The sequence below is a fragment of the Salinivibrio socompensis S35 genome, assembly GCF_000513715.1.
GTDB lineage: Bacteria > Pseudomonadota > Gammaproteobacteria > Enterobacterales > Vibrionaceae > Salinivibrio > Salinivibrio socompensis.
In genome coordinates this window covers 1-15,060 of sequence record NZ_AQOD01000043.1, presented here as the reverse complement: position 1 = coordinate 15,060, position 15,060 = coordinate 1, and the positions used below count along the sequence as shown (strand labels likewise).

The following is a 15,060-nucleotide window of genomic DNA, read 5'->3' as shown; positions in this document are numbered from 1 at the left end:
TCTATAAGTATCGACATTTAGTTGAGAATGCTTCGCGAGGATTAAGCACTTCCGAGCAATATCAACGAGATATGATAAGTTAGCAAGAAATTACGCCAGTATGGTATCACTGGCGTTTACTATAATGTGGCTGCCGATGTATTGCTGAATAAAATGTGTACAGCAAAGATCAACACGCCCTAGTGATGTGACCGATGATATGGCATCGTTAGAGCTCGATGCTTTGATTCATGCGGCAGATTTACTGATGTATCGCGCCAAGCACCGTGGCCGTAACCAAGTGATGCTCGCCTCGTCTCAATCCGTGAACATGCCCGTTTCTGCGATGTAATCCTTTTTATCTCGCCATACCTTATCAGACACGACATCCTACCGAGAAAACCGGCCCCTTTTTAGTGGTCGGTTTTTTTATCAACCGGTTATCTGTGGCTTTGGTGATTGTGATTGTTCGGAAAGTCATATTCCATTAACGCGACGCGCTAACAGCGTCTGGACAAGCAGGTGCCGGGCATGCCGCAATCGCCTGAATGCGGCGACGATGAAGCTCATCACGAATGGCGGCGCCTTTGAATCCTGCATCGACAATGGGTTTTACATCCACTTTTTGCGCACAGGCAAACCGCTCACGCAATGCATCGGCCTGCGGATAATGATAGTTTTCTCGCCCTTTACGACCGCGAACATCGGCCAAACACGCCAGCGCTAATTGCTCGACCCGCTCAGGCTTTCGCCACGCATCGAGTTGATTAAACAGCGCGACCCAGTGTTCAGGACTTAACTGCTCGCATTTATGGATCTTTGAGTGATGCGCACTGACCTCGAGGCTAAATCCCGATATTGATTTGGGATTTTAAGCCGTCCGCACAACGCTTTGATCACCGGTAGTCCTCGATCGCCGTGACCGCGGTGGCCGGGCAGAATCGATGCTGGGGTGAGGGCTTTACCAAGATCATGCACTTGTGCAGCAAAGCGGATGAATGGGTCATCGGTTAATGAGGCAGCATAGCGGCTTACCATTTCAGTGTGAATGCCTGTGTCTACTTCGGGGTGCCAGTTCGCTGGGTTAGGGACACCGTAAAGTGCATCTATTTCAGGCATGACCACCGCTAACGCCCCACAGGCTCTGAGCGCGGAAATAAAGACATCCGGCCGCTCGCTACTGAGTGATTTTTCCCACTCGCGCCACACGCGCTCAGGGGTCAGGTGCGCCAGTTCATCATTGGCGACCATCTGCTTCATTAACGCCAGTGTATTGTCGGCGAGGGTAAAACCAAGGTGCGCAAAGCGGGCAGCGAAACGAGCGACGCGTAGCACACGCAACGGGTCTTCGCTAAAGGCGGGTGAGACATGGCGCAAAATTCGATTTTGTAAATCTTGCTGGCCACCATAAGGATCAATCAAGGTGCCATCTTCATCTTGGGCAATGGCGTTGATGGTGAGATCGCGCCGCTGCAAATCGGCCTCTAACGAGATATCCGGTGAAAAGTCACACACAAAACCGGTGTAGCCTTGGCCTGACTTACGTTCTGTGCGTGCTAATGCGTATTCTTCATGCGTTTTAGGATGCAAAAAGACGGGGAAGTCCTGGCCTACTTGCTGATAGCCTGTGGTTTGCATTTGCTTCACTGTCGCGCCCACCACGACCCAATCTTTGTCCATGACCGGTAAGCCTAACAACGCATCGCGTACCGCGCCGCCGACAAGATAGTGTTTCACAAAAAGCTCCTTGATTGCAGAAAGTGAAGACACAGCAAAGGGTCTGTGTCATCTCATGACTGAAGTATACATATAGCGTAGCAGCACGCCCACCGTGTGCCGATGATGGTTATGGCAGGATGGCAAATAAATCATGCCGAGAGTAAAAAAAACCTGGATAAAACGAGGGGGATACAAAAAGTGGGCAGGCCTAAAAGAAAATAGGCTGCAAACGCAGCCTATATCAGATAATTATTACGCCCAACCGTCACGGCGACGCTTTTTACGTGGAATGATATGCGGTAGCACAAGGCCGAACAGTAGGCCGGCTCCGGCTACCATGCCCCCGTAAGTGAACCAGCGCATTAATAAGTCATCTTTTTGCGTATCAATTTTGGCACGCAACGCGCGAATTTCATTTTGTGCATCAATCAACTTTTTATTGAGTTCACTGCTGTGTGTTTCTAGCTTCTCGATTTGCGCATTACGCTTTTTGAGCGATTCGACCAATCCTTTTTGTTGCGCTTTGGCATCATCTTGTGCGCTCGATAAGGCCGTCTTCACCTTTTTCAGCTCTGCTTTCAGCGCTGGCACGCGCTCTTTCAAGCCAGGTTGTGTGGTGACATAGTCACTTTTTACCCAGCCTTTACGGCCGCGACTATCGACAATTTGCGCATAGCCCTCACTTTGATCGCGCTTGAGTACGGTGATTTTATCACCGGCATCAACACTGCCGATAATGCGATATTGTGTACCAGGGCCAGAGTGCATATAGGTAAATAATTCATCAGAAATATAGTTCTCCGCCATTGCTTGCGGCGCGGTAACGAGAACGAATAGCAATATGAGAGCAGAATACAGGTGTTTCACGTCTGGGGTCCTTTGCATTATTTAGTGTGGGACACATCGGCTTTGCTAGGCATAGTGCCATAGGCTAAAAAGAAAGGGGAGCCATGCCCCCTTTTTTTTGACTGTGATTTAACATCGCTGCCGACGGTTAAATAAATAAGGTGGCCATCACTTCGTAAAAGATCACTGCCAACAATGCGCCTGCGGGGAGGGTTATTAGCCACGAGGCGACAATATTGCGCACCACACCTAGATTGAGTGCCGCAATGCCTCTGGCAAACCCAACACCCAGAACACCACCAACCAATGTTTGCGTGGTCGAGATCGGCAAGCCCGTTCCCGAGGCTAAAACGACTGTGCTCGCGGTGGCTAATTGTGCCGCAAATCCGCGACTGGGTGTCAGTTCGGTAATTCCTGAGCCAACGGTCGCCATCACGCGATGTCCCAAGGTCGCGAGGCCGATCACAATACCGGCACCGCCCATGGGAAGGATCCACCAAGCAATGTGTGCTTTTTCTGCCACAGCACCGAGGTTTTGCACGGTCGCGACAATGGCTGACAATGGGCCAATTGCATTGGCAACGTCGTTTGAGCCATGCGCGAAGGCCATAGCACATGCCGTGACCACCATGAGTAAGCTGAATATACGCTCAACACCATGAAAGCCTTGGCTCTCATCGCCCCGATACTTTCTGGAGATGTAATACACGCCAAAAAACATCACCAACGCGGACAGCACAATGGAAGCACTGACTGACTCTAGTGTGGTCAAATGCAAGCCAACATGCTTGAGCCCTTTTTTGATCGTCACCATCGCAATAATAAACGCGGTGAAAAACATATAAATGGGGACAAAACGTTTCGCATTGAGTACGGGACGGTCGGATGTCAAAATGAGGCGTTTGGCACTGAGAAAGATAAAGTAGGCAAAAAGGCCGGAGATAAAGGGGGTGATCACCCAACTGCCAACGATGCTTTGCACGGTATGCCAATCGACAGCTTCAGAGCCAACCGATAGGCAAGCAAAGCCAATGATCGCACCGATAATCGAATGAGTGGTGGAGACCGGCCAGCCCATATAGGAGGCCAGGAGCAGCCATGTGCCGGCGGCGAGGAGGGCTGACATCATACCAAAGACTAACTCTAAAGGTTGATCGGCATAGAAGCTGGTATCGATAACCCCTTTTCTAATCGTATCTGTGACTTCACCGCCGGCTAAATAGGCGCCGGCAAATTCAAAAATCATCGCAACAATAATGGCTTGCTTGATGGTGAGCGCTTTGGAGCCGACAGAGGTCCCCATCGCATTGGCGACATCATTGGCACCAATACCAATCGCCATTAAAAAACCAAAAGCCGCGGCGACCATAATAAGAATGGTCCCGTGATTCATCAGGATTTCCATTGTAATACCTTGTTGTTACATCACTCGGTTAGGAACGGGAAAGCATGACCTCTAAGCGCGCACCAACACGTTGCGCTTGATCAGCAATTTCGCCGACCCACTCGAGGATTTTGTACAAGAACATGACGTCGACAGGGTTGTACTCCTGTTCCACAGCCATCAATGCCTGGCGAAGCTGGATTTGCATTGAGTCAGTATCATCCTCAATCATATCCAACTGATGAATCATTTCGGCCACTAAGGTGACTTCGCGTCCTTTAAATCCAGTCTCAAGCAGCTCTTCGAGTTCATTGATCACCCGGCGTGCTTGAGCGGCTGCATCTAGGCACCGTTGTACATAAGCAATGAAAGCGGTGTTCATTGTCGGGGGCATACGAAGCTGGCGACCGATCACACGGCCGGCAATATCCTTGGACAAGTTTGCCAATTTATCTTGCTGCGTCAGTAGCTCGAGCATGTCTGTCCGATCAACGGGCATAAACAAACCACGGGGCAGCTTGAGCCGGATATTGCGCTTCAGGGTGTCAGCGTCTTTCTCTATCTCGGAGATTTGGTGACGGAGTTGATTTGCCTTTTCCCAGTCTTGCTGCTCGCAAGCATGAAAAAACGGGATCAGTAATTCACAACAATCATTTACACGATTGACGTGGCGTTGCAGAGGTTTAATGGGGCTTTTTGCGAATAGCCCAACAATTGTATTGACTGGCATAGCCGTAATCTACCTGGTTGCCTCACGCCCAAAGGGCTAAGAGTGGAGGCCAAACGTTCAACGATGATATATCGGAGCGGCGAATGGTAGCGCAGAACATTGGCTAAAGAAACAGCTTTTGTGATCTATGCCGCAGTGCGTTTGATCAATACTGGTTGTTATAGTCCTTGCCGACAAGATCAATTGTTCATATCCTTGTCAGGCAATTGGCTATAGGTACCCGTATGGACACTGAGATAGAGCTCAAATTTTTTGTCTCTTCTGACTTTCCTCACCGCATCCGCGATAAGATCGTCAGTGTAAAGCAGCTACAACAGAGCCAGCGTGAGCTGGGCAACATCTACTTCGATACGCCAGATTTTATCCTACGCAAACACGATATCGGCTTGCGTGTGCGTTGTTTTGATGGTGTTTATATTCAAACGCTCAAAACCGCTGGCCGAGTGGTGGCTGGGCTACATCAGCGTCCAGAATACAACGCTGAGCTTAATGGACCTGAGCCGGACCTTTCTTTGATCCCGGTCGATGCATGGCCCGATAGCCTTGATGTTGATGCATTGAGTCAATCGATTCAGCCGCTCTTTTCTACCGACTTTGTCCGCCAGCAGTGGTTATTGGCCACCGATGACGGGAGTCAAATTGAGCTGGCCAGTGATCAGGGAGAAGTCTCCACCGAAGCCGGTAATAAGGATGTGATTTCTGAGGTCGAGTTAGAACTGATTTCGGGCCAAACCGATGCCTTGTTTTCATTGGCGCGCAACCTTGCCGATGAGGGGGGACTGCGATTAGGAAACTTGAGCAAAGCGGCGCGAGGCTATCGCTTAGCCACGGGCTATCAGGGTGATCCGGTCAAACCCCTATCCATCGTGAAACTGGGTGCTGATGATACGCAAGAGAAAGCGCTGATTCGAATTCTTGAGCATGCGCTCAGTCACTGGCATTACCACGAACAAATCTACATTGAGCGAGAGTCGCTGGATGCGCTGCAGGAAATTCGCTATGCGGTGCTACTGATCCGTCAAGCTTTTGTGCTGTTCGGCAGCGTGGTGCCGAGACGAGCGAGCACGTTATTGCGTCAAGAGTTGCAGTGGTTTGATGGCGAACTCGCTTGGCTGGATAATGCGTGGGCGAACGCACGTTTGTGTGAAGATAAAGGCCAATACCTGCGCAAGCTCAATGCCCGTAAAATCATGGTCAAAGCGTTGAAAGCTAAGCAAACTCAGTTACCAGAGCGCGAAGATATCGTGTCGTTACTTCATTCCTCTCGCTACTGCAACTTACTGCTTGATTTAAGTCGTTGGATTCTCTCTAAAGGTTGGCAGCCGTTTTTAGATGAAAAAGCAGCGGATAAACTGGCCCAACCGATTCAAACCTTGGCCGACAAAGCATTGCCTGAGTCCTGGCATGAATTACTTGATGCTTTTGACGAGAATAAAACACTGACTCGGCATGAATATTTTGATCAGTCCCCACGTCTACAGCGTAACTTGGTGCTAGGGACTTGTTTGGCGTCACTCTTTGATAAAAGTCGTCGTAAAGCCTTCCGACTGCCTTGGCTAGATTTACTGCAAGGCATCGAGGAGCTCCGGTTACTCGAGCCAGTACGCGTCTTGGTCGCCGAGATTGACGATGACGACGATAAGCAGCAAGCGGAAAAGTGGCTAGCAAGAAAAGAAGACTCGCTTTTTCATGCGATGACGCAAAGCCGTCAAACAGGGTTACGTCTCACGCCTTATTGGCAAGAATAAGCGACGCTAAGAAAGCGTGAAAGAGAAAGCAAAAAGCAGCCTGATGGCTGCTTTTTTAGTGAGATCGTTTATGCAAATTAGATGCGTATGTACGCATCATACACTGTGCCTTAGTCTCGAGTGATTCGGTGAAAACCCAACCAAGATCAACCTGTGTTGATGACGTTTGCGTTATAAACGACCAATGCGTCATATGATAATTTGACTAAGTTATCATTATGGACATTGTTTGTGGGCAAATTTCACAAATACGGTAAACAAGGATTCAGCCAGTGTGGTGTTTGCCGATATAACATCACTCAGTATCAATAATCACCCGTTTTTTTGGTCACTCAGTTGGCTTGATAGCGGTCATGGAGCTTTCAGGATTATGGCTAAACATACCTTCTATGCGTGGGAAAAACCCGTCACCAAGCTGCGCTTGATCCCAAAACTTGTGATTCTGATGGTCTTTAGCACCATTATTCTGGTCGGCAAGCAAATGTGGGACGCCAATACCTTTCGCCAATCTGTGATTGATTTCACTCTGAGTCAGACCCAAGAGCTTGCCCGTTCTAGTGCCGCAATGACCAGCACGTTGATCGAGCAACCCGACGGAGAGCGTCTGATGCGAGAGGCGGTCGATACCATGAACAATGAGTTTAGTGAAGGGGCTTATCTGTTTTTGGTCAATGGCGACACTCGCCAGATCTGGGCGCATCCATCTATGCGCCAATTTGATCAACTGCGTGTGCCTGATGATACCTCAGGCACTGATATTACTGAGCTGTTTCTCAATCAGTCGCAGTCGTTCAGTTACACCGTCTACGATGGCGGGCGGCATGGATATGCGGTGCCTGTGGGCAATAGTGACTGGTGGTTAGTGGCGTCTCAACCCACGTCACAAGCCCAAGCGTATTATAAAGACTATATGGTCAAAGTGGCTTGGCAGACTGCGGTAATGATCGTCTCTTTTATGGTGATCTTGCTGTGCGGGTCTAATATCATGCTGCGCCAAATTAACTACCTGACCGATAGAATTCGTGCGTTGGCGAACCGTGATTTGAGTGAGCCAATTGAAATGAATAGCCAAGACGAATTTGGTGATCTCGCGCGAGAGCTTGAAACCTCTCGTCGGCAATTGGTCGACGTGATTCAAGCGCAGCGACAAGCGTCAGACGATCTGTCTTCTCTTGCTGAGATCATGACCATCAGCATGTCGGAAACCAAGGAGTCGTCGAAAGAGCAGTTCGATGAAATGGATCAGCTGGCATCAGCCATGAGTGAAATGAGTGCGACTGTGCAAACCGTGGCAGAGCATACCCGGGAAGCGGCCAAAGCGACCGAAAGCTCAAGCCAGCAAGCCAGAAGCGGCCAGGCGCACGTAAGCAGCACCATTAACACGATCAATGCACTTTCAAATGACATTAGCGAATCATCACAAGTGGTCGGCCAGGTCGACGCCCAAGTGGAGAAAATCGGTACTGTGGTGGTGACCATCCAAGGCATATCAGAGCAAACCAACCTCTTGGCACTCAACGCGGCAATTGAAGCGGCCCGAGCTGGTGATACCGGGCGTGGCTTTGCGGTTGTGGCTGACGAAGTGCGCAAACTGGCACAACACACCCAAGAAGCAACGGTTGAAATTCAAGAGATGATTACCCAACTGCAGCAAAGTGCGCAAAAAGCTGTAGGGTTGATGGATAGGAGCGTGACGGAAGCCAGTGCTGGGGTGGAATCCGTGAGCCAAGCAGGTGGCGAGTTGGAACAAATTGTGACTCAAATTCAATCACTGAATGATATGAACTTCCAAATTGCCTCGTCGGCAGAGCAACAAGCGTCGGTGGCGGGTGAAATGAATCAAAACCTGACCAATGTAAAAGACTTGGTTCAAGCGTCAGTGACGGTGATGGGCGAACTTCACGAAACGGCCGAAATGGTGGAGCAAAGCGCTCAGTCACTCAAAGATAAGATCGATGCCTTTAAAGTGTAACCGTCGCACATTCACTTTCCTATAAAGACAACGGCTCGCTGCATTAGTGAGCCGTTTTTGTTAGTGTCAAACTAGGATCTATTAAAAGGAATGCCCATGGTGTTGTCTGACTCTCTTTCTGCCAATCTGAATCAGTATTGGACCCAATTGGCTGAATTCGCTCCCCAAGCACTCGACCAATGGCAAGGACCAGCTCGCGACCAGTTAGAAAAGGCGTTGGTCTGTAGCGATTTTTTTGCCTCTGCGTTAGCGCAAACTGACGGACTGTTGGAATGGCTATACCAACATCACCGTGACGTGTCACGCGAGGCTTGCTATCAGCCGGAACTACTGGCGGCGTTAGAGGAGGTTGAGGATGAGCACGCGTTTCATCGTCAGCTTCGTCTGTGTCGGCAACGCGAGCTTGTCTGGATTGCCTGGTGCGACATTCATCAGCAATGGCCAGTGGAAGCGAGTTTACAGCATTTGTCGGCCTTGGCTGAAGCACAGATCCTCAGTGCTTATCACTGGTTATATCAGCGTTGTTGTCATGATTGGGGCACGCCAATGAGCCCCGATGGCGAGCCCCAGCCTATGTTGATCTTGGGTATGGGGAAGCTAGGAGGGGGTGAGCTCAACTTTTCCTCTGATATCGATTTGATTTTCACTTACCCAGAAAATGGTGAAACCCAAGGGGCCAGGCGCAGTATTGCTAATGCCCAATTTTTTACTCGCCTCGGGCAAAGATTGATAAAAGCACTCGACCAACCGACGATGGACGGTTTTTGCTATCGCGTTGATATGCGATTGCGCCCATTTGGCGACAGTGGCCCTTTAGTGATGAGCTTTTCTGCACTGGAGGATTACTACCAAGAACAAGGGCGTGATTGGGAGCGGTACGCCATGATCAAAGCCCGAGTGATGGGTAAAGAGCAATACGACTGCTATCAAACCCTCAGACAAATGCTGCGTCCTTTTGTTTTTCGGCGCTATATCGATTTTAGCGCGATACAAGCTTTACGACGGATGAAGCAGTTAATTCAGCGCGAGGTGCGCCGGCGTGGACTCACCGACAACATTAAACTTGGCGCGGGGGGCATTCGAGAAATTGAATTTATTGCTCAATCCTTCCAACTCATTCGCGGTGGACGAGAGCCGAGTTTACGGCAACGCGGCTTATTGGAAACGCTCGATGCGATAGAAGAGTTAGGGCTACTGCCAGCGTCTGAGGTGAGTCAATTAAAGATCGCCTATTGCTATTTGCGTCGGGTCGAGAACCTATTGCAAGCCATTGACGATAAACAAACCCAGACGTTGCCCGATAACGCCCTTGACCGTGAGCGCCTCTCCCTTGCCATGGGAACCAAAGACTGGGCGAGTTTACACGCGGAGATAGCGCGACACATGCAGGCGGTGAATCAGATTTTTTCTGGTTTAATTGGCGAAGATGAGCAAGATAGCGAAACGGATGTCGACAGTGAGTATCACGATCTATGGGCGATGGCGCGCGATATCGGCAACACTAAATTGATCCTCTCCGGGCTTGATGTGCTGGAGACGAATATTGCCGAACAATTATTAGCGTTTAAGCAAGAGCTGGCGAAACGGACGGTCGGCCCGCGCGGACGCGAGGTCGTTAATCGTCTGATGCCGGTATTGTTAAGTAAATTATTAACCTTGCCTGAGCCGCAACAGGTTCTGCCGCATATCACCCATTTGTTATTGAATATTGCTACGCGAACAACCTATTTAGAGCTATTGGATGAACATCCAGGGGCCATTGACCAAGTCCTTCGGCTTTGTACCGCCAGCCCCATGGTGGCGGAAAAGCTGGCGCGCTATCCCTTACTATTGGATGAGCTGCTAGATCTGACTCACTTGTATCAACCCCTCGCGCCCGATGCGTACCACAGCGAATTGCGAGATTATCTTGCTCGAATCCCGGTTGAGGATATGGAGCAGCAGATGGAGGCGGTACGTCAGTTTAAGCAAACTCAGCTATTAAAAATTGCCGCCGCCGATATCGCCGGTGTCTTACCGGTGATGCGGGTGAGCGATCATCTGACTTACTTGGCGGAAGCGATTATCGAAGCGGTGGTTAACCAAGCTTGGCATCAAATGGTCGATAAATATGGGCAGCCGACCCATCTGGCCGATCGTGATGGCCGTGGGTTTGCGGTGGTTGGTTACGGAAAACTGGGCGGATGGGAGTTAGGATATAACTCCGACTTGGATGTGGTGTTTCTACATGACTGTCCCACTGATGTGGAAACCGATGGCCGGAAAGTGATCGACGGTCGGCAGTTTTACCTACGGTTAGCGCAGCGCATTGTGCATCTTTTTTCCACCCGAACACCGTCTGGCGTCTTGTATGAAATCGACACCCGCTTACGCCCGTCCGGCACCTCAGGCATGCTGGTCAGCACCTTAGATGCTTATGCCGAATACCAACAGACAGAAGCTTGGACATGGGAGCATCAAGCGTTGGTTCGAGCGCGAATGATTTACGGCGATCCCGACCTTGAATCTGGATTCACACAGGTGCGGCATCGCATTTTAGCGACCTTGCGGGAACCGGAAAAGCTGCGCGAACAAGTCAGTGGCATGCGTGAAAAAATGCGCCAACACAAAGCGACGGGCGATCATACGGTCTTTTCGATTAAGCAGGACAGCGGTGGGATCACTGACATTGAGTTTTTGGCTCAATACCTGGTGTTGCGATATAGCGAGCAGCAGCCCGCATTGACCCGCTACAGTGACAATGCGCGGATTTTTGAGCAAGCCGGTGAGCTTAATGTGATGCCGGCTGAGCAAGCCGAGCGCCTGAAATCGGCATATACCCGCATGCGAAATGCCTTGCATCGAAGCCACTTGGCTGGAGAGAGTGGCAAGGTCGAAGCCAGTGCATTCTTAGAGGAACGAGATGCCGTGACGCAAGCCTGGCAACAATGGTTAGCGGGAGATAAGGCGTAGTCAGTCAATCATGGTGCGCTATGCTGGGGCCAGAGGTGCTGGCCCCATGTTGAGCTGCTATTCGACAGTTTGGATCGGGATAAAGCAAAGTAGCGGTGCTCAATAAAGCGAGGGTTCGCCCTCTGGACGCGTTTTAAAGCGGCGATGTAACCACATATATTGTTCCGGCGCTTGCAAAATTAAACGCTCAACCGCTTGATTGGTAACGACGGTAGCCGCATGGGTATCTTTGGGGAAATCTTGGATAGGAGGGTGGATGGTTACCCGGTACTGCCCACCGCGTCGCGATCTCACAATAGAGAACGGCACGACCACTGCATGACCTGCCTGCGCGAGTAAGCTCGTCCCTGTCGTGGTGCACGCTTTATCCACCGCGAATAATGGCGCAAAGGCTGAACGGCGTCGGCCATAGTCATGATCTGGTGCATACCACACCCTATCGCCTTGCTTGAGATGATGGATCATCGCTTTAACGTCTTTTCTGTCAATCGCGCCATTGTGTCGTGTTCGGCCACGGAGCTGGAACCAATCATAAACAGGGTTATTATTAGGGCGATACACGCCGACGCCTGGCGTGACTTCACCTAAGCTGCGCGCGCCCAGCTCTAAGTTCATCGAGTGCACCGCGATAACGAGCGCCCCTTTATGCTCTGACTCTAATTGGTGCAAGATATCCAGCCCCTCATACACCATATGCTTTTTGATGCGCCAAGAAGGCCAAAACCAGGCCATACAGGTTTCGAAAAGGGCCAAACCAGAGTTAGCGAAGTTTTCTTTCACCATCGCTTGGCGCGAAGCAGGCTCATTTCCGGGAAACATAACGCCAGATTACGGTCGGCGATATATACGCGCCGCTTCATGAACATATGCATTAGTCGACCTAACCCACGTCCTGCGTAAAATTGAATGCGATAGGGAAGCCAGCTGGCCAAGTACATTAGCCCCACGCCAAGCCAAGTGTGGAGATAGCGAGGGTGAAGAAATCCAATTTGAAATTTGGGCGGTGAAAAATCGCTCATAGCGTTAATGACTCGTGAAAACAGAAAATAGAACGGGCCGTCAGGCACGCGCTGCATTGTAAAGTAAATTACGGAGACTGTCCTGTGCTTGTCTATCAGGCGGATGTTGAGATTGTGCGCAGCGTAGGCCAGCACGCGCCCCCATTTGCTTTTTGGCTATGCTATTATCGCTCGGTAACGACAGTATTCGGAGATCCAGATGAAACTCAGCCTTCCTGATTATAACCAAGCTAATGTCCTGGTCGTCGGTGATGTGATGCTTGACCGCTATTGGTATGGCCCAACCGGACGTATATCACCAGAAGCGCCCGTGCCAGTGGTCAAAATCAATCAAACGGAAGAGCGCCCTGGTGGGGCGGCTAACGTGGCCATGAACATTGCTGCCTTAGGAGGGCATACCCAGTTAATTGGCTTAACAGGGAAGGATGAACAAGCGGATGCGCTCACTCAAACCCTGGATTCTTTGCACGTTAATTGCGATTTTGTTGCACTGGACTCTCACCCGACGATTACCAAGTTACGGGTGATGAGCCGTAATCAGCAGTTGATCCGGTTAGATTTCGAAGAAGGGTTTGCGGGGGTGGATCTCACCCCGATGTTCGCCAAGGTAGAAGCGGCATTACCCAAGGCGCAGGCGATGATCTTATCGGATTATGCCAAAGGCGCGCTGGCGCAAGTACAATCACTGATCCAAGCGGCGAATAAAGCCGGCGTGACTACCTTGGTGGATCCGAAAGGAACGGACTTTGAACGCTATCGTGGCGCCAGTCTGCTCACCCCAAATCTGACCGAGTTTGAAGCCGTCGCTGGTACGGTGACCGACGATCAAAGTTTGGAAGAAAAAGGCTTGGCGCTGATTGAACGCTATGAGCTGGGTGCGTTGTTGGTTACGCGCAGTGAACAAGGGATGACACTACTTCGTCCTGATGCCGCGCCGCTCAACCTGCCGACGCTGGCAAAAGAAGTGTATGACGTCACCGGTGCGGGTGATACCGTCATTTCAGTACTCGCAGCCTCACTTGCCGCCGGCAAACCCATCGAGCAAGCCTGTGCGCTTGCCAATGCCGCTGCCGGTGTGGTGGTGGGTAAACTGGGTACTTCAACTCTCTCTACCATTGAATTAACCGAAGCCGTCCACGGTTCGCACGAATCCGGCTTTGGGGTCACTACAGAGTCGCCATTGATCGAAGCGGTCAAGGTTGCCCAAGGGCGCGGTGAAAAAGTGGTGATGACCAATGGTTGCTTCGATATTTTGCATGCCGGTCATGTCGCCTATTTGAACGAAGCGGCCAAACTGGGCGATCGCTTGATTGTTGCGGTCAACACCGATGCGTCGGTACAAGGTTTAAAAGGACCAGGCCGTCCGGTGAACCCCACCGATCGTCGTATGGCAGTATTGGCTGGTCTTGGCGCCGTGGATTGGGTGGTGCCTTTTGGCGAAGAAACGCCTGCCCGCCTGATTGGCGCGGTACTGCCAGATTTATTAGTGAAAGGCGGAGACTACCAAGTGAGTGAAATTGCCGGTGCCGAGGCGGTACTTGCCAATGGCGGCGAGGTGAAGGTGCTCAACTTCGAAGAAGGGTGCTCAACCACCGAGATCATTGAATCGATTCGTCGCGGACAATAACCATGGATCACCGCGTTGAACGTGATGAGCGATAAAAGCGAAAACCCTTAAAGTGAGCCGTCATAAAAAAGGTGCCAATGCGGCACCTTTTTTAGATTCAACGCACTGACTAGTCTTGCTTCACCAGCCCTTGGTTAATATCGAGCAAGTCTTGCTCAGTCAAGGTACCGACTGCCTGGTGTAAGCGCAAATGACTTAAAATGTAATCGTAACGCGCGTTTGATAAATTACGGTTAGCATCATACAAACGGCGTGTCGCGTCTAACACATCGACAATGGTACGGGTACCGACTTCAAAGCCGGCTTCGGTGGCTTCTAGTGCTGAACGAGCAGAAATGACCGTTTGTTCATAAGCACGTAGGGCACCAATGGAGGCATTAATGTCGTTGTAGAACGCACGCACGTCTTTTACTGTGCTCCGGTAGGTGGACTCTAGACCCTGCGAGGCGGCGACATATTCGTGTTGTGCTTTTTCAACATTGGCGGAGGTACTGCCACCGGTGAAAAGCGGTAAGCTAAAGTTAAGGCTAGCTGCACCTTCGTTTGAATCACTCGAGAAAGCATCATTGTGCTGATTATCGTTATCTGTCATCCCGTATTGCGCACTGAACGTCAGTGTGGGGAGATGCCCTGTTTTGGCGAGCTTAATCTGCTCTTTGGCGGTGTCGCGGGCAATGCGGCTCGCCAGTAGCTGCAGATTTTTTTCTTCAGCGGTCTTTACCAAGGCAGCCGGTTGCTGCTGTGGGTTGCTCGCACTAAAACGGGCTTTATCCAGTACGCGGAGATCTCTCGGCGCTTGGCCGGTGATCTCACGTAAGCCTTCGTAGCTGTTGGTGAGTGCGTTTTCTGCCAAAATTTCATCGGCGAGCACGGCGTCGAACTGCGCTTGGGCGTCATGTACATCGGTAATCGCAGATAAACCGACTTCAAAACGTTGCTTGGTTTGCTCAAGCTGACGACCCACGGCCGCTTTTTCTGCTTGAATAAATTCGAGCTTGTCCATGGCACGAAGAACATCAAAATAGGCCTGCGCCACGCGTAGCATCAGCTGTGTCTGGGCGGCGTGAGGCAGCATCAAGTTGAC

At 50.7% G+C, this 15,060-nt stretch carries 9 protein-coding genes and 3 pseudogenes; 6 read left to right on the top strand and 6 right to left on the bottom strand.

Annotated features, from left to right (window positions below; translation table 11 throughout):
• Both DZ54_RS24030 and DZ54_RS26645 read left to right on the top strand, forming a co-directional pair.
• A pseudogene (locus DZ54_RS24030) lies at positions 1–148 on the top strand (transposase); the annotation flags it as partial.
• Positions 149–199: 51 nt separating this feature from the next.
• On the top strand, positions 200–331 hold the full coding sequence (locus DZ54_RS26645) for a hypothetical protein (protein WP_276201982.1): 132 nt from the start codon (positions 200–202) through the stop codon (positions 329–331).
• A 135-nt stretch (positions 332–466) separates the two neighbouring features.
• Here DZ54_RS26645 and DZ54_RS19585 read toward each other — a convergent pair.
• The 4 genes and pseudogenes from DZ54_RS19585 to DZ54_RS0106260 form a co-directional block, all read right to left on the bottom strand.
• Positions 467–1,716, bottom strand: a pseudogene (locus tag DZ54_RS19585) (multifunctional CCA addition/repair protein).
• A gap of 234 nt (positions 1,717–1,950) precedes the next feature.
• Entirely contained in the window at positions 1,951–2,565 is a 615-nt protein-coding gene (locus DZ54_RS0106270) for a TIGR04211 family SH3 domain-containing protein (RefSeq protein ID WP_025673463.1), read from the bottom strand.
• A 127-nt stretch (positions 2,566–2,692) separates the two neighbouring features.
• Positions 2,693–3,949 (bottom strand): inorganic phosphate transporter, encoded by a 1,257-nt coding sequence (locus tag DZ54_RS0106265; protein ID WP_025673462.1) that lies wholly within the window; start codon positions 3,947–3,949, stop codon positions 2,693–2,695.
• 28 nt (positions 3,950–3,977) lie between these two features.
• The gene (locus tag DZ54_RS0106260; RefSeq protein WP_025673461.1) at positions 3,978–4,658 is read right to left on the bottom strand and encodes a TIGR00153 family protein; all 681 of its coding nucleotides are present in this window, start codon (positions 4,656–4,658) and stop codon (positions 3,978–3,980) included.
• A gap of 224 nt (positions 4,659–4,882) precedes the next feature.
• Here DZ54_RS0106260 and DZ54_RS0106255 point away from each other — a divergent pair, with 224 nt between their 5' ends.
• The 3 genes from DZ54_RS0106255 to glnE all read left to right on the top strand — a co-directional run bounded on the left by DZ54_RS0106255 (position 4,883) and on the right by glnE (position 11,330).
• Entirely contained in the window at positions 4,883–6,406 is a 1,524-nt protein-coding gene (locus DZ54_RS0106255) for a CYTH and CHAD domain-containing protein (RefSeq protein WP_025673460.1), read from the top strand.
• Between the two features lie 370 nt (positions 6,407–6,776).
• Complete coding sequence (locus DZ54_RS0106250) at positions 6,777–8,378, top strand: methyl-accepting chemotaxis protein (RefSeq protein WP_025673459.1); 1,602 nt, start codon at positions 6,777–6,779, stop codon at positions 8,376–8,378.
• 96 nt (positions 8,379–8,474) lie between these two features.
• Positions 8,475–11,330 (top strand): bifunctional [glutamate--ammonia ligase]-adenylyl-L-tyrosine phosphorylase/[glutamate--ammonia-ligase] adenylyltransferase, encoded by a 2,856-nt coding sequence (gene glnE, locus DZ54_RS0106245; RefSeq protein WP_025673458.1) that lies wholly within the window; start codon positions 8,475–8,477, stop codon positions 11,328–11,330.
• A gap of 99 nt (positions 11,331–11,429) precedes the next feature.
• On the opposite strand, the pseudogene lpxL reads toward glnE, so the two are convergent.
• Positions 11,430–12,349, bottom strand: a pseudogene (gene lpxL / locus DZ54_RS19580) (LpxL/LpxP family Kdo(2)-lipid IV(A) lauroyl/palmitoleoyl acyltransferase).
• A 199-nt stretch (positions 12,350–12,548) separates the two neighbouring features.
• Here lpxL and hldE point away from each other — a divergent pair.
• Positions 12,549–13,976 (top strand): bifunctional D-glycero-beta-D-manno-heptose-7-phosphate kinase/D-glycero-beta-D-manno-heptose 1-phosphate adenylyltransferase HldE, encoded by a 1,428-nt coding sequence (gene hldE / locus DZ54_RS0106235; protein WP_025673457.1) that lies wholly within the window; start codon positions 12,549–12,551, stop codon positions 13,974–13,976.
• Positions 13,977–14,085: 109 nt separating this feature from the next.
• Here the strand turns inward: hldE and DZ54_RS0106230 are convergent.
• Positions 14,086–15,060 (bottom strand): TolC family outer membrane protein (locus tag DZ54_RS0106230; RefSeq protein WP_025673456.1); only part of this gene is annotated, 975 nt, incomplete at its 5' end.